This is a genomic window from Crassaminicella profunda (genome assembly GCF_019884785.1).
GTDB lineage: Bacteria > Bacillota > Clostridia > Peptostreptococcales > Thermotaleaceae > Crassaminicella > Crassaminicella profunda.
This window is the reverse complement of sequence record NZ_CP082326.1, coordinates 474,612-500,510: the sequence shown is the minus strand read 5'-3', so window position 1 is coordinate 500,510 and position 25,899 is coordinate 474,612. Positions and strand designations below refer to the sequence as shown.

The window sequence follows — 25,899 nt, the reverse complement described above, 5'->3', positions numbered from 1 at the left end:
CTATTCACCAAATTTTGAATTCACTAAATCTACTAAAGCCTCAACTGCTTGTTCTGCATCATCCCCAGTTGCAACAATTTTTATTTCATCATCTTTTTTAAGTCCAAGGCTTAATATATTCATAATAGATTTTGCATTTAAAGTTTTCCCATTTACTTCAACATTTATATCTGATGAAAATCCAGTTGCTTTTTTTACAAAAGCTCCTGCTGGTCTTGCATGCATTCCTGACTCATTTAATATTTTTACTGTTCTTTCCATTTTTCATTCCTCCTAATATTTATTAGCTTTTTTATTTTTTATTCTGTTACTATTCCTATTCAAAAGTAAACCAATCTCATCCCAAAATTTCTATTCATTTACTTTTTTTAATATATTAAGTAATAAAAAAAGGCATTATCCAATGATTAGATAAAAATACATAACCCTTTATATATTTTTACCCAAAATCACTAGCTAATGCCTGATCGAATCAGTAACACGCTCTTTTAATTTATTTTTTATACTCTATAAAAAGTTTACGCTAGTATTAAATAGTTGTCAATAGTCATTTTGGGGGTGACACCTTCTAGGTTTCTATCTCTCTAGAAGGTGTCCATTTTTTATATCAAATTATTGGATATGAACAATATCTTTTTGCCCACATTTCACCTTTTGTCCAGCTTTAAAAACTATTCTTTCTTTTTCAGAAAGGTTTGTAAAAATAACTGGTGTAATGATAGAAGGTACTTTTGTTTTTATTTTGTCTAAATCTACACGAAGAATGGGTTGTCCAGCTTTCACTATATCATCTTGATTGACAAGGGTTTCAAATCCTTCTCCTTTTAGCTTCACTGTATCAATACCAAAATGAATCAATATCTCACGACCATTTTCTGCAATAATCCCTATTGCATGCTTTGTTGGGAATAAGGTTGCGATTTTACCATTCACAGGAGATACCACTTCTCCATTTCTTGGTTCTACAGCAAATCCATCGCCCATCATTCTTTGAGAAAATACTTGATCTGGTACATCCTTTAGTGCTAAAATTTTTCCATTTAAAGGAGACACGAATTCATCATTTCGTTTTACAGCGTTACTACTCTTTTCAAGCTCAACAGCTTTTGTTGGTGTCTTTCCATTCATTACATCTTTCATCTGTGATTTTAATTGATCTGATTTTGGACCAAATATGGCTTGAATATTATTTCCAACTTCTAACACTCCTGAAGCTCCCAAAGCTTTTATACGAGCTTTATCTACTTCCTTAATATCATTTACACTTATACGAAGACGGGTAATACATGCATCTAAGTTTTTGATATTTTCTTTTCCACCTAAAGCTTCTAATACATTTACTGCTAAATCTCCTGCCTCCACTTCTACATTTACTGCACTTTCATCATCATCTTCTCTTCCTGGTGTTTTAATGTTCCATTTTTTGATTGCAAAACGGAATCCAAAATAGTAAATTACGAAAAATGCTATTCCTACTGGAATGACTAAATACCAAGCCGTTCTATTTGGTAATACTCCGAATAATAGATAATCTATTACACCACCGGAGAAGGTCATACCGATTTTTACGTTTAAAATATGCATTGTCATAAAGGATAAACCTGCAAATAATGCATGAACTGCAAATAATCCTGGTGCTAAGAAAAGGAATGTAAACTCAATTGGTTCTGTAATCCCTGTTAAGAAAGATGTAAGGGCTGCTGATGCCATAATTCCTGCAACTAACTTTTTCTTTTCAGGTCTTGCTTCATGGTACATGGCAAGTGCTGCACCTGGCAGACCAAACATCATGAATGGGAACTTACCTGTCATAAAGGTACCTGCTGTAAACGGTACATTATCGATTAATTGCTTGAAGAAAATGGCTTGATCTCCTCTTACTAATTCTCCAGCCTTTGTTGTATATTCTCCAAATTCAAACCAGAATGGTGAATAGAAAATATGATGAAGTCCAAAAGGAACAAGGGATCTTTCAATCACACCAAATACAAAGGCTGCTAAAGTTCTATTTGTATCAATCATACTATGTGAAAATGCATCTAATCCACCTTGAATTGGAGGCCATATAAAAATCATAATTATTCCTAAAACAATAGAAGATACAGCTGTAATAATAGGGACGAATCTTTTTCCTGCAAAGAATCCAAGGTATGGAGGAAGCTCTATATTGTAATACTTTTTATAAAGACTCGCTGCCATAATCCCTACAATAACCCCACCAAATACTCCTGACTAAAGGGTTGGAATTCCTAAAATTTCTGTAAATGCACGAGCATTTTCAGCGATTTCTGGTTTGAAGGCTGGTACTAAAACACCCATAGTAACGTTCATGATCAAATATCCAATAGCTGCTGCAATTCCTGCAACCCCTTCTCCTCCAGCTAATCCTACAGCTACACCGATAGCAAATAATAATGGAAGATTGCCAAATACAACACCACCAGTTTGAGCCATAAGGCTAGCTAATAGCTGAAATCCTGCTCCACTAAGTGCTGGAATTTTTTCTAATAAAAATGGGTTTTGTAATGTTGCACCTAATGCTAGAATGATCCCTGCAGCAGGTAACAAGGCTACTGGTAGCATTAAAGCTTTACCAACTTGTTGTAAAACACCAAAAGCTTTTTTCATGTTTACCTCTCCTTTTCTTTTGTCATTATTTTTTTATAGGAACATCCAACTTTTTTGTGATCACTTTTAAAGACAGGATATTGTTCTCAAAGTAAAATACAAAAAGGCATGAGCAAAAGAAAGATAAAAATAGATATAGATCTATTTTATTTCATTCTTTTACTCATGCCTGATCGAATCAGTAACACGTAAAATCATGTTTGTTATTTAACTTGTTTTTATGATATCATAAAACGTTTTCACAGGCAATATATATTTGCATTTTTTTTGTTTTTTTCTACATTATTTGCATATAAAAATATTCTTATATTAGTATTTCAACCTTTATCAACTTTATTCATCCAAAAATGCGCTTTGATTTGAATAAAACCTCATTCAAATCAAAGCGCATTCCTACTAAAACTCATAACACCCTATTTACATCTTTGACTATTTAATCTATGTAAATGGAGTGCAATATATCCTGTTTCACTTTCTGGTATCTTTACTTTTAGTGTTTTCTCTATTATTTTGGATACATCATAAGCTACTTTAAATTCAATCATTAGTTCTTCTTTTACTTTTGATAAAAGGATATTTTCAATGGTCTTATGATTTAAAACTCTATCTATTACACCTCTTAAATGCATAATAAATCTTTTATAATCAAAAGAATATTTATCTATATGTATATTTAATTTCTTTTCTGTATAACTTATGATTGTATTCATCATTTTTGAGCTTTCCAATGCTTCTTTTTTGCTCTTATTACCTCTACCACCATAAATATGAAGAGCTAAAAAACCAACTTCTGCTTCTGGAATACGAATCTTCAAATTTTCTTTTAATATACTAACGGCTTTTTCAGCTAAATTATATTCTGCAGGGTATAATAATTTTGTCTCTAACAAGAAAGGATTTACAATCTCTATTCCTTCTGTTAATCTTTTTATAGCAAAATTAATATGATCAATCAGTCCTACATGAACATTTGGATTGAGTCCTTCTCCTAGCTCATTCTTAACCATTACCATAATTTCTTCAACAAGCTCTATGATTTTAGGATCTACTTGGCTTAAAAAACTCTCGTACTCATTCTCTGAAAGTCCCTTTAAAGATATGAACTTTTCATCAATAATTTCAGGATTTTCTAGAACAATTCCCTTCTTCTTCCCAAAGCCAATTCCTTTTCCAACCAGTATGTAATTTTGGTTTTCTTTCTCTACGAGTACCACATTGTTGCTTAATATTTTTTTTATAACATAATTTTCCATGACCCGCCTCCATGAAAACGTTATCCTGATTATATACAAACTTTTCCCTATTTTAGCTTATTGTATTTTATTTTAAACAATCTGTCAATCATCTACCTTGAACTTATCTAAATTTTATTATATATGATAAAGATTTAAAAAAATAGCGAAACTTGTCGATAACTTCAATGTACAATTTTTCCCTAAGGAGGAATTTGTATGCACAGCGTATAATATAAATAATAACAAGAGCATATTGGGAACTTCCAGCTGAAAGGATTGAAAAAAATAATGAATGAAGAAAATAATTTTAACTTTTCTATGTTTATAAACGAAAATACATGGAATAGAAAAATTTTAAACTATTTTTGGTTAGCATTGATATTATCTTTTTTGGGCTCATTCACAAATTATCTTTTTTGTCATGATCAAAATTTACATTATATAAAATATGATCTAATCCTTCCTACTACCATACTTCTTGTACTCATGCTCACAACAGAAATCATTTATTATTTTTCTACTAAGTTTCGAGATATTACTATTATTGTAATCACTTCTTTGTTCGTATCTGTATTAGTATCTATCCACGAAGATGTCCAAGCACTTCAAACAGCATATATTCTTCCAATACTGATCTCTATAGGCTATTTTGAATTAAAAAAAACCATATTTTCATTTATTTTGAATCTTAGTTCATTCTTTATCATATATGCTAATCACCCGTTCATTTTTGAAAATACTTTTTTAGGTCAACTCATAGCTATGGTTCTTGTCTTATTTATAGGTTTTTTGATTTCTATAGAAATTATGTGTCGTGAAAAAAAAATGCTTCATCATATCCACAAGGCTATGAAATCCAAAGAGGATTTATTGATTAAAAATATAGTAATGGAACAAAATTCTAAAATCGATCCTTTAACAGGCCTATACAATCATCGTTCTTTTCATGAATACCTAGATATATTAATTGAGCAAGCAAAGCAAGATAATGTCTCTATTCATTTGGCAATCCTTGATATTGATAACTTTAAGCAAGTAAATGATACCTTTGGACACGGGGTGGGCGACTTAGTATTAAAAAGAATTTCAAGTACCATTAAAAATAATATATCCTTTAATGATTTTCCCTCTAGATATGGAGGAGAAGAATTTGCAGTGATTTTTACAGATATCACCTTAGCAGAAGCCCATAAAAATATCGACCATATTCGTATTCTCATAGAAGATACTTTTCATGAAGAACTAAAAGGAAGACCTGTCACTGTTAGCATAGGTCTTCAGGAATATAAAAAGGAAATGGATAAAAAATCTTTATTTGAAAGTGCTGATGCCCTTTTATATCTTGCTAAAAAAATGGGGAAAAATAAAACAATTACTCAAAAAAATTAGTCCCATACTCCTTTACATCTTTAATCATCAACTGCATATTTTTATAGCCATTCCATTCGTTCACATTTGGAAAACCTACAATATCTACAATTTCAGGACAGTTCATTCCCTTTACATAACTTTCTGCTAATCCAAATCCAACAGCTGAAACTCTTGTAGAATCTTGATAGATTTCTGATAAACCTTTTAATCTTAAATGCTCTTTATTTTTTCCCATAACTACCTTTTCTTCATCATTCTCTACCTTAATCTTTCTTACAAGAAAATGAGGCTTTTCATTGCCCATACCATAGGGTTCTATTTTCTCTAAGGTATCTACAAGTTCTTCTGTTATTTGAGAAGGTTTTAATTCACATTCTATTTTTACCGTCTTAATAAAAGTATTTGGTCTTTCTTTTTTTATTTTGAAAGCTTCTTCATTCAATCTCTTCCTAAGAAGGTCTAATTTACTTTTTTCAATAGAAAAACCACAAGCGTTTTTATGTCCTCCAAATTTGATAAATAAATCCTTGCACTTTTTCATTTCTTCATATATATCTAAATCATCAATACTTCGTCCACTGCCCTTTAATATTCCTTCTTCATGAGATGCAGTAACAACCAAAGTAGGTTTATAATAGTTATCCCTAATTCGCCCTGCAACAATTCCTATAACCCCTTCATGGGTACCTTCTGAATCCACCACCAAGAAAAGGTCATCCTTATAGTAACTTTCAACCTTGTTTTTACAAATTTCTAGTCCTTTTTCTTGAATCTCTTTTCTTTCATCATTACAAGTGACCAAATGCTTTACAAGTCTTTGTATTTTGTTACGCTCTTTACTCAAAAGAAGCTCAACCCCTGCTCTTGCATCGTCAATTCTCCCACTAGCATTAAAATGAGGCCCTAATACAAACCCAATATGTCCTGCCGTAATATTTTTATCTCCTAATCGAACAGCCTCGATTAAATATTTTAATCCTAATCTTGTAGGATTATTGATCTTTTTCAGCCCATATTTTAGCAAGGTTCTATTTTCATCAACCAAAGGAACCACATCTGCAACTGTTGCTAATGCCACTAAATCAAGGACTTGACTCAAAACTTTCTTAGGTGCTCCCGTCCTCTTTTGAATAGCTTGTGCCAACTTAAATGCAATACCACATCCACATAATAATTTAAAAGGATAAGTACAATCCGCCTGCTTTGGATTAAGAATTAAACAATCTGGTACTATATCAGATAAATTATGATGATCCGTTACGATAATCTCCATTCCTAATTCCTTTGCTAAAGATACTTCTTCTACAGATGTAGAGCCACAGTCCACCGTAATAATCAATTCAGCGCCCTTTTTTTTAATCTCTCTTATAGCATCACAATTAAGGCCATAGCCTTCTTCTTCTCTTAAGGGAATATAATAATGAAGATTTTCTGTGAAATTTGATAAAAAGTCCATTAAAAGAGAAATACTAGAGATACCATCTACATCGTAGTCTCCATAAATCCAAATGCTCTTTTTTTCTTTTATATAGGTAATTATAATTTCTACAATTTCCTTCATATTTTTTAATAAAAAGGGATCATAAGTCTTTTTAGGCTTTAGAGAAAGAAATTCTTCCCTTTCTTCTTTTGTCGTAATCCCTTTATTCATGAGTATTTTTTCTATAATAGCTTCTACTGAATCAAAATCATCTATAGACTGATCTTTATCTACAATTTTCCAATTGGTCTCATACATATACTCGTCCCACCCTTCATCTCTTATCTAGTATATAAGGATTTTTACGGTTTGTAAAACTCCTTCTCATTTGCAAATCTATCTATTTAATCAAAAAAATAACCCCTTTAAGGGGTTTTCTATAAATACACATCCATTAATAGACTCTTCCATATACTTAAATCATAACACTTCATGTTCCCCTTATAGGGTTCTTTTTATATAGATTTTTCAAGCTCCGATTCAATTTCTATTTCCTCCACAATCCTTTGCAATGAAAAATAAACCTTTACTCCCTTTTCTGTATTTTCTATACCATATTCACTATCATGCTTATCTAAAATTCCCTTTACCATATGAAGACCTAATCCCGTTCCTCCTAATGCTTTATTCCTTGATTTTTCAATTCGATAAAAAGGTTCCCAAATCTTCGATAAGTCATCCTTTGAAATTTTAGCAGGGCTATTTTCTATATTTACATAACAATGATCTTGATCATGATGTATATAAATATTTATTTCCCCATTTTCAGGTGTGTATTGAACCGCATTAGAATAGAGATTTCGTATGACTCTTTCAATCTTATCTTCATCTCCTATTATAAAATCCTCTGCTAGATCTAATTGTACTTTTAATTCTTTTCGCTCTAAAAGGGGTTTTAATTTACCATGTATTTTTAATACTACATCACATAATTGAAATATCTCTTTCTTAAAGGGGACTTTCCCTGATTCTAATTTAGATATTTCTAATAAATCATATACTAATTGGCTCATATCATTAATTTCATTTAACATCTTTTTAAAATGATCATGATCATTATAATCATAAATACCATCTACAACCCCTTCACAAATTCCTTTCATCACCGTTAGGGGGGTTTTCAACTCATGAGATGCATCTGCTATAAATCTCTTTCTGAACTGCTCCATTTTTTCTTTAAAAATAATCTCTTCCTTTAGTTTTTCGTTAGATTCTTTTACTTCCTCTAAAGTCCTTTTTAATTTATCAGACATACTATTAATATTTTCAGCCAAATCCTCTATTTCATCATTTGTATGAATCCTGCACTTATGAGAAAAATCTAAATCCGCCATATTTTTCGTTACACCATTTAGATGGAGTAGGGGCTTTGTAAATTTTTTAGAATATAAAAAAGATACCATAATAGCTACAAGCATGGCTATGATCAATGCAAATAAAAAATAAGTCTTCATAATATCCGTTGTTTCTTCTATAGGTTGAAGAGAGCTTACAGCAAACATTAGCCTAGGTTCTTTATTTTTAATAAATAAAGGTTGAACAAAAATAATATTTTTTATTCCCGTAAAGGAGTCTACCTTTGTATATTGCATCATTTTATTTTCTCTAAAGATCGTATTTAAATCCTTTTGTTGTCCTAAAAACGAGAATATTTCTTGCAATAATTGACTTCTTCGATATTCTATTCCATAATCATCTTCACTCATTAAATTCATATCTATAATACTACCCTTTAGGCGAATTTCTTGAGGCTTAGGTATTTCTGTCCAGTCTATGTTCAATTCTATTGAATTTCCTTCAACGTTTCCTACAACTAATGCATCATCTATTTCAATATCCTTTGTTATCACTATACCACTTGTTATTTCGCCATCCTTTTTTGCTGAAAACTTTTTATTTTCTAGCGTAATACTCTCTGGATAGACATTCTTTTCTTTCGTATTCATAATTGACCCTTGTACTTGGATTTTTTTTGATATTTTCAATCCTCCTATAAGGTCTTGCTCATTCGAGAATGCATTCATATAAATTTTATAGTTTTCCTTTTGATCATCTTCTATTTCAATATACGAAAGACTCCCTTCTCCATCAAGTCCATATTGAGGTATTCCTTGACTATTAGAAATACCAATAAATATATCATTTTCCCTTGAATATTGATTTAAAGTTTTATTTATATTTTCTTGATTAATAAAACCATTTTCAAGCTTTCCTTTTAACATGATTAACTCATTGCTTATGGTTTCTTTTTTATTATATACATAAAATTTTTCTAGCCAAAAATATTGAAAAATAAATTGCATCACTAAAAGAATCATTACGACTCCAGCCGTCATAGCAAAAAGCTTTATGAAAATTTTATTTTTTTTCATTCCTTCACCTCAAATTTATACCCTACTCCAAATACAGTTCGAATAAAGTAAGATTTATCCTTTAATGCTTTTCGAAGCTTTTTAATATGATTATCTACAGTTCTCGTATCTCCTAAAAAATCATATCCCCATACATGATTTAATATTTGATCTCTTGAAAAAACCAATCCTTCATTCTCCATCAAATAATATAATATATCAAATTCTTTCGGTGTTAATTCAATTCTTTTTTCATCTTTATATACTTCTCTTGATAATCGGTCTACTTTTAAACCGTGTTTTTTTATTATATCTTCTTTTTCTTTTAATACATCTTTTTTTCTATTCAATAAAAGCTTTGCTCTTGCTACTAATACAGCAGGGCTAAAAGGCTTTTTCACATAATCATCTGCTTTTAGCTCAAAGCCCATCAGTTCATCATCCTCTTCCGTTCTTGCTGTTAACATAATAATAGGAACTTGGGACTTTTTTCGTATTCTTCTACATACGGCCCAACCATCTAATTTGGGCATCATAATATCAAGGATAATCAAATCAACTTGCTCTTTTTCGAATTTTTCGATTCCCTCTTTTCCATCACAAGCTTCTATTACTATATAATTTTCTGATTTAAAATAGTCAACTATGATTTTTCGAATATTTTTTTCATCTTCTATAACTAGTATAGAATAACTCATAATTCCATCCCCTTATTTTTTCAATCTATTATTTTTATTATATATTTATAAGTATGATATTTCAACGAATTGCAAGATTTCTATTATTTATGAACTATGTTTTTTATTGTAATTATTGTAAAAAATAGAGAAATTCTTTTTGAGAATTTCTCCATGTGTATCCTTTTAAATCTATTTGATGAATATCATTTACCCCTTTTTCATATATTGAATATATTATCTTAATCCTAGTAATTCTACTTAATTAGCTTCTGCTACTTTAAGTTCTATTGCATCTGTATCTATTTTTTTCATAGCATCTTCAGTAAGCTCTATAGCATACCCACTTATCATTTCTCCCTCTTTAAAATATTTTCCTAAAATTTTATCGAAAGCTTCCCACTTCTTAGAAGCCTCATCAAACTTCTTAGCTTTTTCTAAATCAACAGCTTCATTGTACGATTTTTCTAAAGATTTTAAGTCGGTTTTATTAATATCCTTTAATCCTTCTTTCATTTCTTTCATAAATTCTTCAAAATTGGGTAGTTCCAATTTATCAGCTATTGCAACGTCTACATTATCTAGCCCTAGTTCTTTCAAAGCCGCTTCATCAATTTTAATCATATCTCCATCTATTTTTTTTATATCCATTCCATTAATTTTTATAATACCATTTTCATCATTGATTTCTATGATATCATTTTTTCCTAGTGATTTTATATCTAATCCTCCCATTTTTGCTTGAATAATAGGTTTTGCCTCTATTAAAGTTTTTGCTTTCACCCCTATATTCTCATTTCCTGCTGCAAAGCTCGTAACTGTAGCTGTAAGTACTACTGTTCCTAATAAAATACCTGTCATTATTTTTTTCATTGATACCCTCTCCTTTTTTTATTATTTGTCTTTCTTTAGTTGTTATTATAATGAGTAAATTTATCTTTTTTATATTCAAAATGTATCTTTTTTGTGTTTTTTAGAAAATCAATGAAAAAATAACAAACTTAATTTCAAAAAAAAAATAGGAGCATTAGCTCCTATTTTAAAAATTCTATTTAAAATTCCATTTCTTTTAAATCATCAGCAACTACAAATGCTGCTTCTGTAACTGCTTTAATATCTTCTACTTTGTATTCAGGATTAATTTCTGTTAATACTAATCCTTTATCTGTGTATTCCATAACACCCATTTCTGTTACGATCATATTTACTTGACCAGCAGCTGTAAGTGGTAGGTTACACTCTTTTAAGATTTTTGGTTTTCCCTTTTGTGTATGAGTCATAGAAATGATAACTTTTTTAGCTCCTACAACTAAGTCCATAGCACCACCCATACCTGGTACCATTTTTCCTGGAACCATCCAGTTTGCAAGGTTCGCTTTTTCATCTACTTGAAGTGCACCTAAAACGGTTACGTCTACGTGTCCTCCTCTGATGATGCTAAAAGAAGTAGCACTATCGAAATATGCTGCACCTGGTACTGCTGTTACAGGCATACCACCTGCATTTACTAAGTCTTTATCTTCTTTTCCTTCTTCTGGAGCAGGTCCTAGTCCTACAAATCCATTTTCAGATTGGAAAGTAACGTCCATACCTTCTGGTATGTAGTTTGCTACCTTTGTTGGTAGACCAATTCCTAAGTTTACTACGTCTCCATCTTTTAATTCCTTCGCTACACGTCTAGCAATAATTTCTTTTACGTTCATATCTTACACCTCCACCATGTAGTCTACGAAAAGTCCAGGTGTCACTACATCATTTCCATCTATTTCTCCAACTTCAACAATTTTTTCTGCTCCTACAATTACTAAATCAGCAGCAGTTGCCATCATTGGATTGAAGTTTCTAGTTGCTTTATTGAAACAAAGGTTACCCTTTTTATCTGCAACAGAGGCACCTACTAGAGCAATATCAGCTCTTAATGGCTTTTCTAAAAGATACTCTTTACCATCTACTGTAATTTTTTCTTTTCCTTCTTCTACGATTGTTCCAACTCCTGTTGGTGTTAAAATTCCACCAAGTCCATTTCCACCTGCTCTTACTCTTTCAGCAAGTGTTCCTTGTGGTACTAATTCTACATCTAACTCCCCTGAATTCATTTGATTTCCAACTTCAGGATTTAATCCAACATGAGATGCAATTAGTTTTTTTACTTGTTTATTGCAAACTAATTTACCAATTCCTACATTAGGCCATGCTGCATCATTTCCAATGATTGTTAGATCTTTTAATCCTTTTTCAACTAATACATCCATGAATTTTTCTGGTGTACCAGCAGCCATGAAACCACCAATCATGATTGTCATACCATCTTTGATGTGACTCATAGCTTCTTCAATTGTTACTACCTTATTCCTCAAAACAAACACCTCCATAATATTAAAGCTTTATATCTTTATGAAAGTCCATTATTCAATGGACTTTCATAGATAACTTTTTATAAGAACATTAAACCTAGTGCAACAATGACCCCTGTATATAGTAAGTCTATAATACAGAATCCCATAATATCTCTTGCACCAAGACCAGCGATTCCTAATGCTGGTAATGCCCAGAATGGTTGAATCATATTTGTCCAAGCATCTCCCCATGCAATAGCCATACCTGTTTTAGCTGCACTAACACCTAGTGCCTTTCCTGCTGGCATCATAATAGGTGCTTGAACAGCCCATTGTCCACCACCTGATGGTACAAAGAAGTTAACAATCCCTGCACTTAAGAAAGTAAATAGTGGGAAAGTTGTTGCTGTTGAAATATTTACAAACCACTCAGAAATTACGCCTGCAAAAGATACTCCTGCCGCATTAGCACCTGTCATCATCCCCATAATCCCTGCATAAAATGGAAATTGTAGGATAATTCCTGCTGTTCCTTTTGCAGCACCATTGATAGCATCAAGGAATCTTCTAGGAGTACCATGTAAAAGAATTCCTGCAAATAAGAACATAAAGTTAACAATATTTAAATTTAATTTGAATCCATTTTCTGCAAAATAGTAGAAAACAAATATTAAGCCCATTGCTCCAATAAGAATAGATAGAATTGGACTGTTTTCCATTTTATCAGCTGGTGTTGGATTTTCAACTTTTGCAGCTGCTTCTTCATCTTCTAAAAGCCTTGCATCTACTACAATTACTTCATCTGCTTTTGGATGCATAGCTTTATTTAATAATGGCATAGTAATTAATATAATTCCGCATATAATTAGGTTAAATGTTGAAAAAATAGTTGCACTTGTTGAAATTGGATCTACCACAGCTCCATTTGTAGCGATTGCTAATCCTTCTCCAGCTGTAGCTAATTTTAGTGGAATAGATCCTGAAATACCTGCGTGCCATACTACGAATCCTGAATAAGCTGAAGCGATAAGTAATCTGTAGTCTACCCCTTTTACCTCTTTTGCTAGCTGTCTTGCATAAAGAGCACCAATAACTAGTCCAAATCCCCAGTTAATCCAGCATGCAATAGTAGAAACAAAAGTAACTGCTAAAATTGCTTGTGTAGGTGTCTTTGCGATTTTTGCTAATCTGTTAAGACCCTTTTTAATAATTGGCGCATTTGCTAAAGTATGTCCTGTAACAAGAACTAAAGCCATTTGCATAGAGAATGCGAGTAGTTTCCAAAATCCACCGCTCCAATGCATGACCATGTCTACTAATCCTTGTCCAGTTGTTACCATACCAAGTCCTAAAACTACTAATGTTAAAATAACAGCAAACAAAAATGGATCTGGTAAATACTTTTGCACAAGACTTACAAATAGTTTTGTAATACGTTTAAACATTTGAGTCGCCTCCTTATAGAATATATTGAACGTAATGTATACAAGATACATCCCATTCCACACTTTATAGTTTATCACAGTAAATGGAAATATCAACCTTCATTATCCAGTTAATCTGTTAAAATAATAACTATATTTTCAATTACCCCTATTTTAATCCTTTTCTCGTCATTTCTTGAAATTTTATGTTGAAAAGACTTTAACACAAAAACAGGATTGATCACGCAATAAAGCTATCAATCCTGTTGGTATTCTACCTAATAAACTTTTTAATATTTGATGAATTTTTCTCCAGGTACACCACAAATAAAGCATTTACCTGGTATACCCTTTTCAATATTTCCACAGACTGGGCATAGGTAATAAGTTACTTCTTCTTGACTATCTACATTTTCTAGAGCTTCTTTATAAAGCTGTGCATGCACCTCTTCTGCTTTTAATGCAAAGTTAAAAGTTTTGATTGCTTCCTTGTTTCCTTCTTCTTTTGCTACTTCTAAAAATTCTGGATACATTTCTTTGTATTCATGAGTTTCTCCATTTACTGCATCCTCTAAATTTTCTTTTGTAGATTTAACTTTTCCAGCTACTTCAAAATGTTTATGGGCATGCAATGTTTCTGCATCAGCAGCAGCTCTAAATAATTTTGCAGCATTTTTATTTCCTTCTGCTTCTGCTTTTTTTGCATAAGCTAAATATTTACGATTTGCTTGTGACTCTCCTGCAAATGCAGCCATTAAATTTTCTAAAGTTTTATTTGACATATAATCTCCTCCATTGTTTATATATTTTTATTCTATTTGTATTCTACATTTTTTCAATATTTCCTCTTACAATCCTATATATACCACAAATAGAAAAGATTAAACAATATGATTATATATATTCAGTAACTAAATCTGTAAAAAGAATTCCTTCTAAATGATCTATTTCATGACAAAAGCATTTTGCTAAATCGCCTTTACCTGTCAATGTAATTTCCTCTCCGTTTTCATTTAATGCTTGTATAGTTACCTTTGCAGGTCTTTTTAGCTTTCCCCATGTATTGGGAATACTTAAACACCCCTCTATAACTTCTTGCGTTCCTTCCTTTTTAATAATCTTTGGATTAACTAATTTTATAAGTCCTTGCCCCATATCTATTACAACCAATCGCTTCAATATACCTACTTGTGGCGCCGCTAGTCCTCCGCCATTTTCTGTATTATACATGGTATCTACCATATCACCTAAGATTTGTCTTATTTTATCATCTACGACTTCGACTGTTTTACTCTTCTTTCTCAATACCTCATCACCCAAAATTCTAATTTGTCTTAATGCCATTTACATTCCCCCCTCTACTTTTTTGTGCTCTCGATTTTCTTTCACTTTCTTCAAAAAGAAAAACCTCTTCTATGGAACGATGAAATACCTTACTAATATCATAAGCCAACCATATAGACGGCTCAAACTTTTCTTTTTCAATAGAATTAATTGCTTGTCTTGATACCCCTACAAGTTCTCCTAATTGCTCTTGCGTTAAACCAAGAGACTCCCGTAATTGTTTCAATTTATTTTTCATAGATAATCACTCCTGTAATGTTAACCTTACATTGTAAATATAACAATATTTTACTTTTTTGTCAAATTGACTTTACATGAGTATGTTTTTTAATTCTAAAATCTCATTGTCTTATTTTCATACTTGTTTTTATTTTGATTCTACTCATTTACCTATTCCAAACACACCATCTAATAATATTCCTATTAAAACAATAGTCGTATCATAAGCTACACGTACCTACCGAAATTCAAACTTTGTTTTTTCTGCAATAATATGACAACCTATAACCGTAATCATTATACGTGTTCCTATGGACAGTTCATTATTAATGAACTGTGAAAAAAGAATTATCCCCCATATCTGTAACAGTTCCAACAATGAAATTTGTGAATATACTTCCTAATTTGATATATTTTCATGATTTTTACTTGGCAGAATACTCTTCTTTCAACATAGAAAAAATCATTTGATCCAAATATCCTCTTTCATCTTTATAAGATTGAATCATTACTATTGATCTCATCTAAATGTTCTTCATAGCACCCTTGCCAAATAAAGCTTTTATTTTCCTTATCATTCTCTATTTGCATGATAATAGGAATATCTTCCTCTTGGGCTAAACAAATATTTAATCTTTCTGTGGTAATAAGTACTTCTATCTTTTTTCTTCTAATTTTAATAATCTTCAAATCATTTTCTTTATAGCATTGATTAAACAACTGTTTTCTTCATGATTTTCAATAGAAATTCTAAAATATCCATTCAAGCAATTCATTGATAAATTGCTTATTGGGATATTTTCCTTTTCTAATCTTAGTGCAAATTCACTTATCGAAGTTTTTACAAGTAAAAAATTTGTCTGACTTTAGTGTACTTCTTAAACAAACAAATCAAATCCGTTGATCATATTGCAAACAGATAGAAGAAATCATTGGAAACATAATTTTTAATTATCTTTTTAATCATCAAATAAAAATTCCTATTACCCGATTGATGTGATCATATTTTTAAAATTTTCCATAAAAAAGAGCATAGTCTAATGACCATGCTCAAATTTTATTTTAGATAGAAAGAATCTTTGTCAATTCATACATTTCTTCATCAAATACTCTTTCAACGCTCAATGCTTCATGAATATCCATATGCATGATTTTATTCTCCTTCATTCCTACGACTCTTCCAGATTCATCATTCATAATAAGTTCTATTGCTTTAGCACCCATTTTACTTGCAAGGATTCTATCAAAGGACGAAGGACTTCCTCCCCTTTGAATATGTCCAAGGACTGTAACCTTTGTTTCTATTCCTGTTACTTCTTCTATTTCTTTTCCGAGTTCAAAGGCATTTCCACCGATTCCCTCTGCAAGCATGATAATACTATGAAGCTTTCCTCTGCTTCTTCCTTGAATCAATTTTCTACATACATCATCCATAGAAAATTGTTCTTCTGGCACAATAACACTTTCAGCTCCTCCTGCAAGACCTGCATAAAGGGTAATATCTCCACAATGTCTTCCCATTACTTCAACGATATTGGCTCTTCCATGAGAGGTAGATGTGTCTCTTATTTTTGTAATAGCATCTACTACTGTATTTACTGCTGTATCAAAACCGATAGTATAGTCTGTATAGGCTAAATCATTATCTATGGTTCCAGGAATTCCAATGGTTTTGATTCCTGCTTCACTAAGTTTTTGTGCACCTGTGAAGGAACCATCTCCACCGATGACTACAAGTCCTTCTATACCAAAAACTTTTAGAACATTTAATGCTTTTTTTCTTCCTTCTTCTGTTCTGAATTCTTCACATCTTGCTGTTTTTAAAACAGTTCCTCCTCTGTGAATAATATCTGCAACTGAAGATAGCTTCATCTCTTTAATGTTTCCATTGATCAGTCCATTATATCCTTGATCAATGCCCATTACTTTCATATCATTATATATTCCTGCTCGAACCACAGCTCTTATGGCAGCATTCATTCCGGGAGCATCTCCTCCACTGGTTAATACACCTATGGTTTTCAAAGTATCTCCCCTCCTATCTCCAAGCTGTACCTGCTGCACCGAACATTCTCATTTTTTCTGCAATGATTTCCTTCATTGCTACTCTTGCTGGTCCTACGATTTTTCTTGGATCATAAACATCAGGATTCGTTTGTACAAATTCTTTTACTGCCTTATGAAATGCCATTCTTATGTCCGTATCAATATTGATTTTGTTAATTCCAAGACTAACTGCGCGTTTAATGCTTTCTTCTGGTACACCAGATGAACCATGAAGTACGATAGGCATATTTAGTCTTTCTTTTATTACTTTAATTCTATCAAAATCAAGCTTTGGCTCTCCCTTATAAGGTCCATGGGCTGTTCCTACTGCAATAGCTAACGAGTCTACACCCGTCTCTTTTACAAAACGAACGGCTTCATCTGGATCTGTATAAGTAGCATCCTTTTCATCTACAGATATATCATCTTCTGTTCCACCGATTTTTCCAAGTTCTGCTTCAACAGATACACCTACTGCATGAGCCATTTCTACAATTTGCTTTGTCTTATTTATATTTTCTTCTAATGGATGGTGAGACCCATCAATCATAACAGAAGTAAATCCATTACGAATACATAGCATGATTTGTTTAAAATCAGTGCCATGATCTAAATGAATAGCAACAGGAACCGAAGTCTTTTCTGCTGCAATTTTCCCCATTCCAGCAATATATTCTACTCCTGCGTATTTAAGTCCACCTTGACTTGCTTGAATGATTACAGGTGATTTTGTTTCCTCTGCTGCTTCAATAATTGCTTGTACTGCTTCCATGTTGTTTACGTTAAATGCTCCAACTGCATATCCATTTTCATGGGCATGCTGAAGTATTTCTTTACCAGTTACTAGCATATTTTATTCTCCTCTATATTTTCTTTTCTAGCACTTCTCTCAAATCTTCAAACCCAAGTCTTCCAAGAAGTACAAATATGTTTTTTATAACTTTCAACACCTAATTAGTCAAATAGATTTGCAAACAATGGTGCTATTTCTTCTCCTTGAAGACTTCCTAACTTACTTTGAGCAACTACTCCATCCCTCATAACCCCTGCTTTTAACTATTTTCGTATGAATTTAACTGTTCTTATATCACTTATAAATATATTTTAAGTTAACACGTATAATTTTAAGGTTGATTTATAATTCATTAAATCCGCTCTCCACAAGGTTAACTAACTCATTTACTGCATTTTGTTCATCTTCTCCATTTGCTATTATACTTATTTCACTTCCTTTAGAAAGTCCTAAACTCATAATCCCCATTATTGATTTAACATTTACGGTTCTCTCTTTAAAAGATATTTCTATATTTGATTTAAACTCATTAGACTTTTTAACAAGCATGCCTGCTGGTCTTGCATGTATGCCACTTTCATTTTTTATTACTACTCTTTTTTCCATATGAATTACCTCCCATAGCTTTTATATTCAATACTTATCTTATTTCTTCCTATTTTGATTTTTCAATTATTTTATAACATTTTTTATATAGTTCTCTATTTCTTCTGCTGTGCTCATACTTAATACTTTCTGAGAAATTTTTTGAGCATCCTCAAACTTTAGTGATCGAATTAGTTTTCTTGCTAGTAAAATAGAGGATGCACTCATACTAAATTCATCAAGTCCCATTCCAAGCAAGATTGGAATCATTCTTTTATCTGCTGCGGCTTCTCCGCACATCCCCACCCAAATGTTTTCTTTATGCCCATTTTCAATAACTGTTTTAATGAGTCTTAAAACAGCAGGATTAAATGGACTATACAGATGACAGATTTTTTCATTCATCCTGTCTACTGCAGTAATATACTGGATTAAATCATTTGTCCCAATACTAAAGAAATCTACATGCTTTGCTAAAATATCACTAATGATTGCTGCAGATGGTACTTCAATCATCATTCCCACTTCTATAGGATGAGCATATTTTATTCCTTCATTGTCTAAATCCATCTTGACATCATGTACTATGGATTTTGCTAATAAAAGTTCTTCGAGACTTGAAATCATAGGAAACATAATTTTTAAATTTCCATATACACTTGCTCGCAGTAATGCTCTTAACTGGGTTTTAAAGATATCTTGTTGATTTAAGCAAAGTCTGATGGCTCTATATCCTAAAAACGGATTCATTTCCTCATCAATTTTCAAATAGGGAAGTTTTTTGTCTCCACCTATATCTAAAGTTCTGATTACAACTGGTTTTTGATTTAAGCTTACAAGTACCTCTTTATATGCTCTAAATTGCTCTTCTTCTGTCGGCATACTCTCTCGATCCATATAAATAAATTCTGTTCTATATAAACCGACTCCCTCTGCATCATTTTTCTTAAGTCCTGCAATATCTTTTGGTGTCCCAATATTGCCAACAAGCTCTACTTTCCTACCATCTATCGTACTACTCTGTTTTCCTATAATTTTTTCTAATTCTTTTTCATTTTCTTCATACTGCTTTTTTAATCTTTGATATTGCTCTATCTCTTTTTCTGTAGGACTTACTATTACTTGTCCAGTTTCTCCATTTAGTACAATAAAATCTCCTGTTTTTACTTTTTTCGTAATGTTTTTAAGCCCAACAACTGCTGGAATTTCAAAATTCCTAGCCATAATAGCTGTATGTGATGTACGCCCACCTATATTTGTTAAAAATCCCAATACTTTTTCTTTGTCCATCGTTGCTGTATCAGAAGGTGTTAAATCCTCTGCAATCAAAATAACTTCTTCATCTAACATGGATAAATCAATATTTTTTTGCCCTACTATATTTCGAAGGATACGCTCTGATACATCTTTAATATCTGCTACTCTTTCTCTCATGTATTCATTGTCCATACTTTCAAAGATACCAATGAATTGATTAGAAATTTCCTTCAATGCAAATTCAGCATTTACTTTTTCTTCTTCAATTTTATTCATAGTATTTTGAATAAACTCTGGATCATCTAAAATCATTAAATGAGCTTCAAAAATAGCTCCTTTATCCACCCCTAATTCATTTGAAGTCTTTTCTTTTACTTTTGATAACTGCTCTTTGGAAGCTTCTATAGCCTCTAATAATTTCTTTTTCTCTTTTTCTATATCTTCAATTTCTTGCTTTACTATGTCTAATGACCCATTTTTAATCAGTAATGCTTTTCCTAGTGCAATTCCTTCAGAAGCACCTGTTCCTAGTAACATTTTGCAACCTCCCTTTTACGTATCCAATTTTAAATTCACTAAATCTGCTAAGGCTTCACCCGCTTCTTTTTCATTACTACAATAAGAAAATATCTGAAGGTAAACATCATTTAATAGTTGATCTTTACTTTTAATCTAGTTCCTTTACTTTTATCTTTAATCTTCGCTTGGTAACTTACCTATTTTTTTTATAAATTCATTGTAGTTTGATATTTTTATTAATTGATTGATAGATTTAGGATCCTCTAATATTTGGGTTATATGATTTATAAGCTTATTTAACATTTTTCTTTCCCCTTTTTTTATAGCACCCATAAATATTAACTGTACATTATGCTTCCCCCATTTTATAGGTTTTTTTAATATCACTACAGAAAATACAGTTTTATAAGCATTTAATTCTACTGCATGAGGTAAAGCTACCAAATTTCCAAAGGAAGTAGGTGCAATTAATTCTCTTTCCATCACTAATTCCTTGTAATTTTCCGGAACAATATTATTCACTTCTAATTTTTCTGTCATAAAACTTATAGCTTCAAACATGTTTTTAAATGTATTCTTTATATGAAAAAACCTAGGATCAAAATATTTTTCTATTTCTAAAGTATTTTTAAACTCGAAATGTTTTATTATCCTATCTATATTTTTAAAATCCTTATCTAATAAAAAAGTTGACACTACTAATACTGGGATATCTATGTCTGCCCCTAATTCAACTGTACTAAATATATAATCTACTTTAGTTTTGTCTATACTTTCTAAATCCATTATAGAATATACATCCTCTATTTCTATTCTTCTTTTATATAGCCTATTTAACTTTTCTAAAAGGATATTCGAAGTCATATATCCAGTTGGACAAACAAGTGCCACTCTAAGAAGTTTATTTTTTTTAAATCTTCTTTCATAAGATGCACCAAAATGTAATGCAATGAATGCTACTTCCCCTTCTTCTATTTCTTCCGCTTCAAATCCCATTGTTTCATAAAATTTTTTGCATACAAATACAGCAATTTCAAATATTATAGGATATTCTAATTTTAAATCTTCTAAAATGTTTTTTCTATTAAGTGCTTTTTTTTCTAATCTTTCATGCATTAATTTCATATGTAGTGTGAGTCCTATGATTAATTCTTCATCTTCTAAAAAATTTATTCTAAACTCTTTGCATGTATCTTCTACAATACTTTCTATTCTCTTTACATATTCTATTGGTATATTTCTATAAAATTCTAATCTACTACTAAAAGTACTTTCTATCACCTTCTTTCCTATTAATAAAAACCCTATGTATTTCACTTCTTTTTGTGGGAAATCTATATTAAATTCATTTTTAATACTATTGCATATATCTATAGCCACTTTGTATTCTTCACTATCTTCATTGACCGATATGCCACTTTTTAAGAAATTTTCTTTTTCGATCCTTTCCATGGTTATAGCAATGTGAATAATAAGATTATTAATCGATACATCTCTTACATGAAATTTATTTTTACTTAAAATAGAAAGCACTGTTTGCTTTATCTTCGGCAGATCATATTTAAAATGAATTTGAAAATTAGATAAATTTAATAAATTGCCCTTTAATTCTTTAAACAATAATTGACTCATTAAAAGTCGCTTATCCTTTTCTCCTCCTGTAATATAAAATTTGCTCCCTTTTTTACAGATACCTAGGTTTTTATATTTTTCATTTAATACATTCGAAAGCATCTTTAAATCTTTTTCTAGTGTTGCTTCGCTTACGTATATTTCTTCGGCTATTTCATAAACATCCAATTTATTTTTTGCTATTAACAACTTCTTGAGTATATAATTCACTCTTTCAAATTGTTGTACTGGGGCATTTTTATTATTTAATATACTTTTTATGGTCTTGTCTTGATCTTTTAAAATAAAATATCCCCTACCACTCGAATGAATGATTCTCTCCTTAGCATTTATATTTTTAATATCTGTTCTAATAGTTCTAGGGGTAACGGAGAAAAAAACTGCTAATTCTTTTCCTGTAATTCTCTTTCTTCTATTCCATATATATTTTATTAGCTCTTTTTGTCTATTTGATATATTGATCAAGATATATCCTCCCTATTTTAACCGACCCACTATTTTTGTTCCATGCACTTCCTTTGCATTTGTATATTGCATCAATTCAAGATAATTTTCTTTTGTAATCCCTCCACCAGGAAGTATGATTATTCTATCCTTACTAAGATGAATCAACTCTTTTATCGTTTCTTTTCCATCAAAGGCTTTTGTTTTGCACCCTTTTGTTAATATTGTATCTACTTTAAGTTCAACTAGTTCCTCTAAAGCTCTTTTTTTGTCCTCAATCTCATCAAAAGCCATATGAAAAGTTACATGAAGTGGTTTTGCTAAATCTACAAGTTCCTTCGTGACCTCTTTATTTATTAAATTATGCTCATCTAAAATCCCGAAAACCACTCCCATTACTCCTAATTCCTTACAAATCTTTATATCTATTTTCATTATTTCAATTTCTGCTTTTGAATATATAAAATTCCCGCCTTTAGGTCTTATAATAACCATTATAGGAATGTCTAAAAATTTTTTTGCCATAAGAATCGTTCCATAGCTCGGAGTCGTTCCACCTTCTTTTAAATTATCACATAGTTCTATTCTATTAGCTCCTAATTCTTGTGCTTTCTTTGCTTCTTCAAAAGATCCTACACAAGCTTCTCGCATATACATCCGTCACCTCTTATCTATGCTGATTAATCTAAAAACCCTAAAGCAAAATGCCAAAGAGTTTTTGAACGAATTCCTAGAATCAGTATTTATTTTGTACAAGCTCTTGCACCATATCTAATATAGCACTTGCATTCATCGTTTCATAAAGCATACTATCTATTACTCTCGTTGGTATATTCTTAGGATCTGTAATTGTTTTTATTTCATTTAATTCACATCTTGCTTGTGGTCCTAGTAAAACTGCATCTGTGTCGTCAAGTACATCATCTATTTCTGTTGTAGCATATGCATCTATATCTAAAGCCAAACCTCTTTCTTGTGCAACTTTTTTCATTTTGCTCACCAATAAGCTTGTAGTCATGCCTACATAACAAATTACTGCAATTTTCATACTGTCACTCCTCTTCAACTTCAGATCCCTTTATTTGTTTTTTACTCTATTGGTCTTTTAATTCTTTCTTCATAAGCATCCATCCATTCCTTTGTTGCTTCTTCATAGGTTGTCTTATCACCCTGTTGATTTGCAACATAAACTTTTGCATCTTCACGTTCTGTTGCTACAACAAATGAAAATTCAACGTTTGTTCCTACTCCCCATTCGCCTTTATGATTCATACATACAATAGATATAGCTCCAGCTTTTTTTCTTCTTTCAATTAGTTTTTTACTAAACTCACTTATAACCTTTTCAACTGCTTGCTGTGGCTGTATTCCTTCACCCATTAATCTTACCACTTCATAAGATAAACAGCCTTTCATTATATCTTCTCCTAATCCAGTAGCACACGCACCACCTATTTTACTATCTACATAAAAACCCGAACCAGAAATAGGTGAATCCCCTACACGTCCTCTTTTCTTCATGAATAACCCACTTGTTGAAGTAGCTGTAGTCATGTTCTTGTATTTATCCAAACAAACCATCCCAACTGTATCATGGCCATCATAAGGACTTAGATTCTTCGCTTTAATCTCTTCTAATCTATTCTTCCATGTTTTCTTTGCTCTCTCTGTTAACATGTTTTTTCGTTCAAATCCATTTTCATGAGCAAATTTTTCTGCACCTGCACCCACTAGGAAAATATTGAATCGATCTTCACTTAATTTTCTAGCAATTGAAACTGGATTTTTAAAATTCTTTATTCCTGCTACTGCACCTATCGCCAACGTATTTCCATCCATGAAAGCTGAATCTAGCTCTACTTCACAATTTTCATTGGGTAACCCGCCATATCCTACAGATTTATAAAACGGATAATCCTCAACCATGCTAATCGCTTTTTCAATGCACTCATCTGATTTTAAACCATTTTTAAGCATCTCAGATGCACATGTTACACCCTCTAAAGCCATTCTCCAAGTAGCTATCATTCCAAAACCCATTATTTATCCCCCTTATCCTTTTTATAAATATCTATTAATTCATTTATCAATTTTTTTGCTAATATACACTTCATTAGGTGATCTTGCGCATGTACCATCAGTATAGAGTATTCTGTTTTTTTTCCTTGTACTTCTTGTTCAATTAGATTCTTTTGTGCTTTATGTGCCTCTTTTAATAGTTCTTGCGCTTTTTTCATCATTTCTTTTGATTTTATAAAATCCCCTTCCTTTGCAACACTTAATGCTTGAAACATACTAGACAACGAATCTCCTGCATAAGATATGATTTGAAATGCTATTTCTTCTAAATTGTACATACAAATCCACTCTCTTCTATCTATTAATATATAAAATAATAAACTAAACTTCTAATAATTGTTTTCCTTTTTATTAGGAAATTTTCTAAAAAATCTTATGAATTTTTTATTTAGAAATTATCTATCTATTCTTTTTATTTTATTCAATAATTGCAAGTCAGCTCTTTTACAAAATTCTACAATCGTCTTCACTGTTTGAATATAATCTTTACGATGTATGATGAGTCTAGGTGAATGCATATATCGCGTTGGTATGGAAAGTACCATTGTAACAACCCCATCAAATGTTTTATGAATATTGCCTGCATCCGTTCCGCCTGCTATCATACAATCATAATTTACATTTAATTGTAGTTCTTCACAAATTTCTTCTAAATTCTTAAGCAGCCCTCTATGCGCTAACGCTGTAGCATCTAATATACTAAGTATCACACCACATCCTAAATTTAACCCTCCCTTGTCCTGTGGTGTATCCTTAGCCATTGTCACATCTAATGCAAAGGCAATATCTGGTTTCACAACCTGTGTAGCTGTTCTAGCGCCCCTCAATCCAACTTCTTCTTGAACAGTACCAACTGCATAAATATTGGCATCATGTTCAACATTTTGAAGTCCCTTTAATACATCTATAGCTACTGCAACACCTATTCTATCATCCCAGGCCTTTCCTGCTAAATAATTCGAGTTATTCATAACCTTGAATTTAGCATTAGGTGTGATCATGTCTCCAATTTGTATTCCTAAATTTTCTGCTTCTTTTCTTGTTTCAACACCCAAATCTATGAACAAATCCATTGGTTCCATTACACTTTTCTTTTGAGAAGCTGTCATTCCATGCGGTGCACGGCTTCCAACTATACCATTTATCTTTTTACCTATTGATGTTGTTATCGTCATTTCTTGTGAAGGTAATACATGCCCCCACCATCTTCCTACAGGTAATATTTTTATATATCCCTTATCATCAATATCTCTTACAATAAATCCTACTTCATCCATATGTCCTGCAATCATTACTTTTAGACCATTTTGTTTACCTTTTTTCAATCCAATAATTGACCCTAAATTGTCATATGAAACTTCATCAGCATAATTGTCAAAATGCTTTTTTACAATTCTACTGACCTCTTTTTCGCAACCTGATATTCCATCAGCCTCACTTAACTCCTTTAGCATTTGTAAATCTATATTATCCATAAAT

The 25,899-nt window shown here is 31.5% G+C and carries 24 protein-coding genes and 1 pseudogene; 1 reads left to right on the top strand and 24 read right to left on the bottom strand.

Features of this window, described 5'->3' with window-relative positions:
- From K7H06_RS02075 to K7H06_RS02065, 3 genes and pseudogenes are all read right to left on the bottom strand, one after another.
- The gene (locus K7H06_RS02075; protein WP_223038330.1) at nt 1-261 is read right to left on the bottom strand and encodes an HPr family phosphocarrier protein; all 261 of its coding nucleotides are present in this window, start codon (nt 259-261) and stop codon (nt 1-3) included.
- A 351-nt stretch (nt 262-612) separates the two neighbouring features.
- Nucleotides 613-2,628: pseudogene (gene ptsG, locus K7H06_RS02070) on the bottom strand (glucose-specific PTS transporter subunit IIBC).
- 413 nt (nt 2,629-3,041) lie between these two features.
- A complete protein-coding gene (locus K7H06_RS02065; protein ID WP_223038329.1) occupies nt 3,042-3,881 on the bottom strand; it encodes a BglG family transcription antiterminator in 840 nt (279 codons plus the stop codon).
- Nucleotides 3,882-4,151: 270 nt separating this feature from the next.
- Between K7H06_RS02065 and K7H06_RS02060 the strand changes: the two genes are divergently transcribed.
- Nucleotides 4,152-5,252 (top strand): GGDEF domain-containing protein, encoded by a 1,101-nt coding sequence (locus K7H06_RS02060; RefSeq protein ID WP_223038328.1) that lies wholly within the window; start codon nt 4,152-4,154, stop codon nt 5,250-5,252.
- Here K7H06_RS02060 and recJ read toward each other — a convergent pair.
- The 21 genes from recJ to K7H06_RS01955 form a co-directional block, all read right to left on the bottom strand.
- On the bottom strand, nt 5,236-6,972 hold the full coding sequence (gene recJ / locus K7H06_RS02055; protein ID WP_223038327.1) for a single-stranded-DNA-specific exonuclease RecJ: 1,737 nt from the start codon (nt 6,970-6,972) through the stop codon (nt 5,236-5,238). The two genes, K7H06_RS02060 and recJ, sit on opposite strands and share 17 nt — an antisense overlap.
- A gap of 197 nt (nt 6,973-7,169) precedes the next feature.
- The gene (locus tag K7H06_RS02050) at nt 7,170-9,086 is read right to left on the bottom strand and encodes a sensor histidine kinase (RefSeq protein WP_223038326.1); all 1,917 of its coding nucleotides are present in this window, start codon (nt 9,084-9,086) and stop codon (nt 7,170-7,172) included.
- Nucleotides 9,083-9,763: a response regulator transcription factor gene (locus tag K7H06_RS02045; RefSeq protein ID WP_223038325.1), complete on the bottom strand. Its 681-nt coding sequence runs from the start codon at nt 9,761-9,763 to the stop codon at nt 9,083-9,085. The genes K7H06_RS02050 and K7H06_RS02045 overlap by 4 nt, the downstream gene beginning before the upstream one ends.
- Nucleotides 9,764-10,003: 240 nt before the next feature.
- Nucleotides 10,004-10,615, bottom strand: a complete 612-nt coding sequence (locus K7H06_RS02040) for a hypothetical protein (protein WP_223038324.1) — start codon at nt 10,613-10,615, stop codon at nt 10,004-10,006.
- Between the two features lie 179 nt (nt 10,616-10,794).
- Nucleotides 10,795-11,445, bottom strand: a complete 651-nt coding sequence (locus K7H06_RS02035; RefSeq protein WP_223038323.1) for a CoA transferase subunit B — start codon at nt 11,443-11,445, stop codon at nt 10,795-10,797.
- A gap of 3 nt (nt 11,446-11,448) precedes the next feature.
- Complete coding sequence (locus K7H06_RS02030; RefSeq protein WP_246637689.1) at nt 11,449-12,066, bottom strand: CoA transferase subunit A; 618 nt, start codon at nt 12,064-12,066, stop codon at nt 11,449-11,451.
- Nucleotides 12,067-12,176: 110 nt separating this feature from the next.
- On the bottom strand, nt 12,177-13,523 hold the full coding sequence (locus K7H06_RS02025; RefSeq protein WP_223038321.1) for a short-chain fatty acid transporter: 1,347 nt from the start codon (nt 13,521-13,523) through the stop codon (nt 12,177-12,179).
- Nucleotides 13,524-13,792: 269 nt separating this feature from the next.
- Nucleotides 13,793-14,284, bottom strand: coding sequence for a rubrerythrin family protein (locus K7H06_RS02020; RefSeq protein WP_223038320.1), 492 nt, complete (start codon nt 14,282-14,284; stop codon nt 13,793-13,795).
- A gap of 112 nt (nt 14,285-14,396) precedes the next feature.
- A complete protein-coding gene (gene def, locus K7H06_RS02015; protein ID WP_223038319.1) occupies nt 14,397-14,846 on the bottom strand; it encodes a peptide deformylase in 450 nt (149 codons plus the stop codon).
- A complete protein-coding gene (locus K7H06_RS02010; protein ID WP_223038318.1) occupies nt 14,827-15,084 on the bottom strand; it encodes a helix-turn-helix transcriptional regulator in 258 nt (85 codons plus the stop codon). Before K7H06_RS02010 ends, def begins: the two co-directional genes overlap by 20 nt.
- Nucleotides 15,085-15,557: 473 nt before the next feature.
- On the bottom strand, nt 15,558-15,785 hold the full coding sequence (locus K7H06_RS02005; RefSeq protein WP_223038317.1) for a hypothetical protein: 228 nt from the start codon (nt 15,783-15,785) through the stop codon (nt 15,558-15,560).
- 342 nt (nt 15,786-16,127) lie between these two features.
- Nucleotides 16,128-17,090 carry a 6-phosphofructokinase gene (gene pfkA / locus K7H06_RS02000; RefSeq protein WP_223038316.1) on the bottom strand — a complete coding sequence of 321 codons (963 nt, stop codon included), beginning with the start codon at nt 17,088-17,090 and terminating at the stop codon, nt 16,128-16,130.
- Nucleotides 17,091-17,103: 13 nt separating this feature from the next.
- The gene (locus tag K7H06_RS01995; protein WP_223038315.1) at nt 17,104-17,961 is read right to left on the bottom strand and encodes a class II fructose-1,6-bisphosphate aldolase; all 858 of its coding nucleotides are present in this window, start codon (nt 17,959-17,961) and stop codon (nt 17,104-17,106) included.
- A gap of 285 nt (nt 17,962-18,246) precedes the next feature.
- Nucleotides 18,247-18,510, bottom strand: a complete 264-nt coding sequence (locus tag K7H06_RS01990) for an HPr family phosphocarrier protein (protein WP_223038314.1) — start codon at nt 18,508-18,510, stop codon at nt 18,247-18,249.
- Nucleotides 18,511-18,576: 66 nt separating this feature from the next.
- Nucleotides 18,577-20,283, bottom strand: a complete 1,707-nt coding sequence (gene ptsP / locus K7H06_RS01985; protein ID WP_223038313.1) for a phosphoenolpyruvate--protein phosphotransferase — start codon at nt 20,281-20,283, stop codon at nt 18,577-18,579.
- A 156-nt stretch (nt 20,284-20,439) separates the two neighbouring features.
- Entirely contained in the window at nt 20,440-22,362 is a 1,923-nt protein-coding gene (locus K7H06_RS01980) for a BglG family transcription antiterminator (protein ID WP_223038312.1), read from the bottom strand.
- Between the two features lie 12 nt (nt 22,363-22,374).
- Nucleotides 22,375-22,998, bottom strand: a complete 624-nt coding sequence (locus tag K7H06_RS01975) for a copper homeostasis protein CutC (RefSeq protein WP_223038311.1) — start codon at nt 22,996-22,998, stop codon at nt 22,375-22,377.
- A 79-nt stretch (nt 22,999-23,077) separates the two neighbouring features.
- Nucleotides 23,078-23,389: a PTS sugar transporter subunit IIB gene (locus tag K7H06_RS01970; RefSeq protein ID WP_223038310.1), complete on the bottom strand. Its 312-nt coding sequence runs from the start codon at nt 23,387-23,389 to the stop codon at nt 23,078-23,080.
- A 41-nt stretch (nt 23,390-23,430) separates the two neighbouring features.
- Nucleotides 23,431-24,381 carry a glycosylasparaginase gene (locus K7H06_RS01965; RefSeq protein WP_223038309.1) on the bottom strand — a complete coding sequence of 317 codons (951 nt, stop codon included), beginning with the start codon at nt 24,379-24,381 and terminating at the stop codon, nt 23,431-23,433.
- The gene (locus tag K7H06_RS01960; protein ID WP_223038308.1) at nt 24,381-24,698 is read right to left on the bottom strand and encodes a PTS lactose/cellobiose transporter subunit IIA; all 318 of its coding nucleotides are present in this window, start codon (nt 24,696-24,698) and stop codon (nt 24,381-24,383) included. Before K7H06_RS01960 ends, K7H06_RS01965 begins: the two co-directional genes overlap by 1 nt.
- Nucleotides 24,699-24,815: 117 nt before the next feature.
- On the bottom strand, nt 24,816-25,895 hold the full coding sequence (locus K7H06_RS01955) for a M42 family metallopeptidase (protein ID WP_223038307.1): 1,080 nt from the start codon (nt 25,893-25,895) through the stop codon (nt 24,816-24,818).
- Nucleotides 25,896-25,899 lie beyond the last annotated feature (4 nt).

What these genes read in the sequence shown, in the direction of transcription:
- K7H06_RS02075 (WP_223038330.1), bottom strand. Translation starts at nt 261, where the DNA reads ATGGAAAGAACAGTAAAAATATTAAATGAGTCAGGAATGCATGCAAGA.
- K7H06_RS02065 (WP_223038329.1), bottom strand. Translation starts at nt 3,881, where the DNA reads ATGGAAAATTATGTTATAAAAAAAATATTAAGCAACAATGTGGTACTC.
- K7H06_RS02060 (WP_223038328.1), top strand. Translation starts at nt 4,152, where the DNA reads ATGAATGAAGAAAATAATTTTAACTTTTCTATGTTTATAAACGAAAAT.
- recJ (WP_223038327.1), bottom strand. Translation starts at nt 6,972, where the DNA reads ATGTATGAGACCAATTGGAAAATTGTAGATAAAGATCAGTCTATAGAT.
- K7H06_RS02050 (WP_223038326.1), bottom strand. Translation starts at nt 9,086, where the DNA reads ATGAAAAAAAATAAAATTTTCATAAAGCTTTTTGCTATGACGGCTGGA.
- K7H06_RS02045 (WP_223038325.1), bottom strand. Translation starts at nt 9,763, where the DNA reads ATGAGTTATTCTATACTAGTTATAGAAGATGAAAAAAATATTCGAAAA.
- K7H06_RS02040 (WP_223038324.1), bottom strand. Translation starts at nt 10,615, where the DNA reads ATGAAAAAAATAATGACAGGTATTTTATTAGGAACAGTAGTACTTACA.
- K7H06_RS02035 (WP_223038323.1), bottom strand. Translation starts at nt 11,445, where the DNA reads ATGAACGTAAAAGAAATTATTGCTAGACGTGTAGCGAAGGAATTAAAA.
- K7H06_RS02030 (WP_246637689.1), bottom strand. Translation starts at nt 12,066, where the DNA reads ATGAGTCACATCAAAGATGGTATGACAATCATGATTGGTGGTTTCATG.
- K7H06_RS02025 (WP_223038321.1), bottom strand. Translation starts at nt 13,523, where the DNA reads ATGTTTAAACGTATTACAAAACTATTTGTAAGTCTTGTGCAAAAGTAT.
- K7H06_RS02020 (WP_223038320.1), bottom strand. Translation starts at nt 14,284, where the DNA reads ATGTCAAATAAAACTTTAGAAAATTTAATGGCTGCATTTGCAGGAGAG.
- def (WP_223038319.1), bottom strand. Translation starts at nt 14,846, where the DNA reads ATGGCATTAAGACAAATTAGAATTTTGGGTGATGAGGTATTGAGAAAG.
- K7H06_RS02010 (WP_223038318.1), bottom strand. Translation starts at nt 15,084, where the DNA reads ATGAAAAATAAATTGAAACAATTACGGGAGTCTCTTGGTTTAACGCAA.
- K7H06_RS01995 (WP_223038315.1), bottom strand. Translation starts at nt 17,961, where the DNA reads ATGCTAGTAACTGGTAAAGAAATACTTCAGCATGCCCATGAAAATGGA.
- K7H06_RS01990 (WP_223038314.1), bottom strand. Translation starts at nt 18,510, where the DNA reads ATGGAAAAAAGAGTAGTAATAAAAAATGAAAGTGGCATACATGCAAGA.
- ptsP (WP_223038313.1), bottom strand. Translation starts at nt 20,283, where the DNA reads ATGTTACTAGGAACAGGTGCTTCTGAAGGAATTGCACTAGGAAAAGCA.
- K7H06_RS01975 (WP_223038311.1), bottom strand. Translation starts at nt 22,998, where the DNA reads ATGTATATGCGAGAAGCTTGTGTAGGATCTTTTGAAGAAGCAAAGAAA.
- K7H06_RS01970 (WP_223038310.1), bottom strand. Translation starts at nt 23,389, where the DNA reads ATGAAAATTGCAGTAATTTGTTATGTAGGCATGACTACAAGCTTATTG.
- K7H06_RS01965 (WP_223038309.1), bottom strand. Translation starts at nt 24,381, where the DNA reads ATGGGTTTTGGAATGATAGCTACTTGGAGAATGGCTTTAGAGGGTGTA.
- K7H06_RS01960 (WP_223038308.1), bottom strand. Translation starts at nt 24,698, where the DNA reads ATGTACAATTTAGAAGAAATAGCATTTCAAATCATATCTTATGCAGGA.
- K7H06_RS01955 (WP_223038307.1), bottom strand. Translation starts at nt 25,895, where the DNA reads ATGGATAATATAGATTTACAAATGCTAAAGGAGTTAAGTGAGGCTGAT.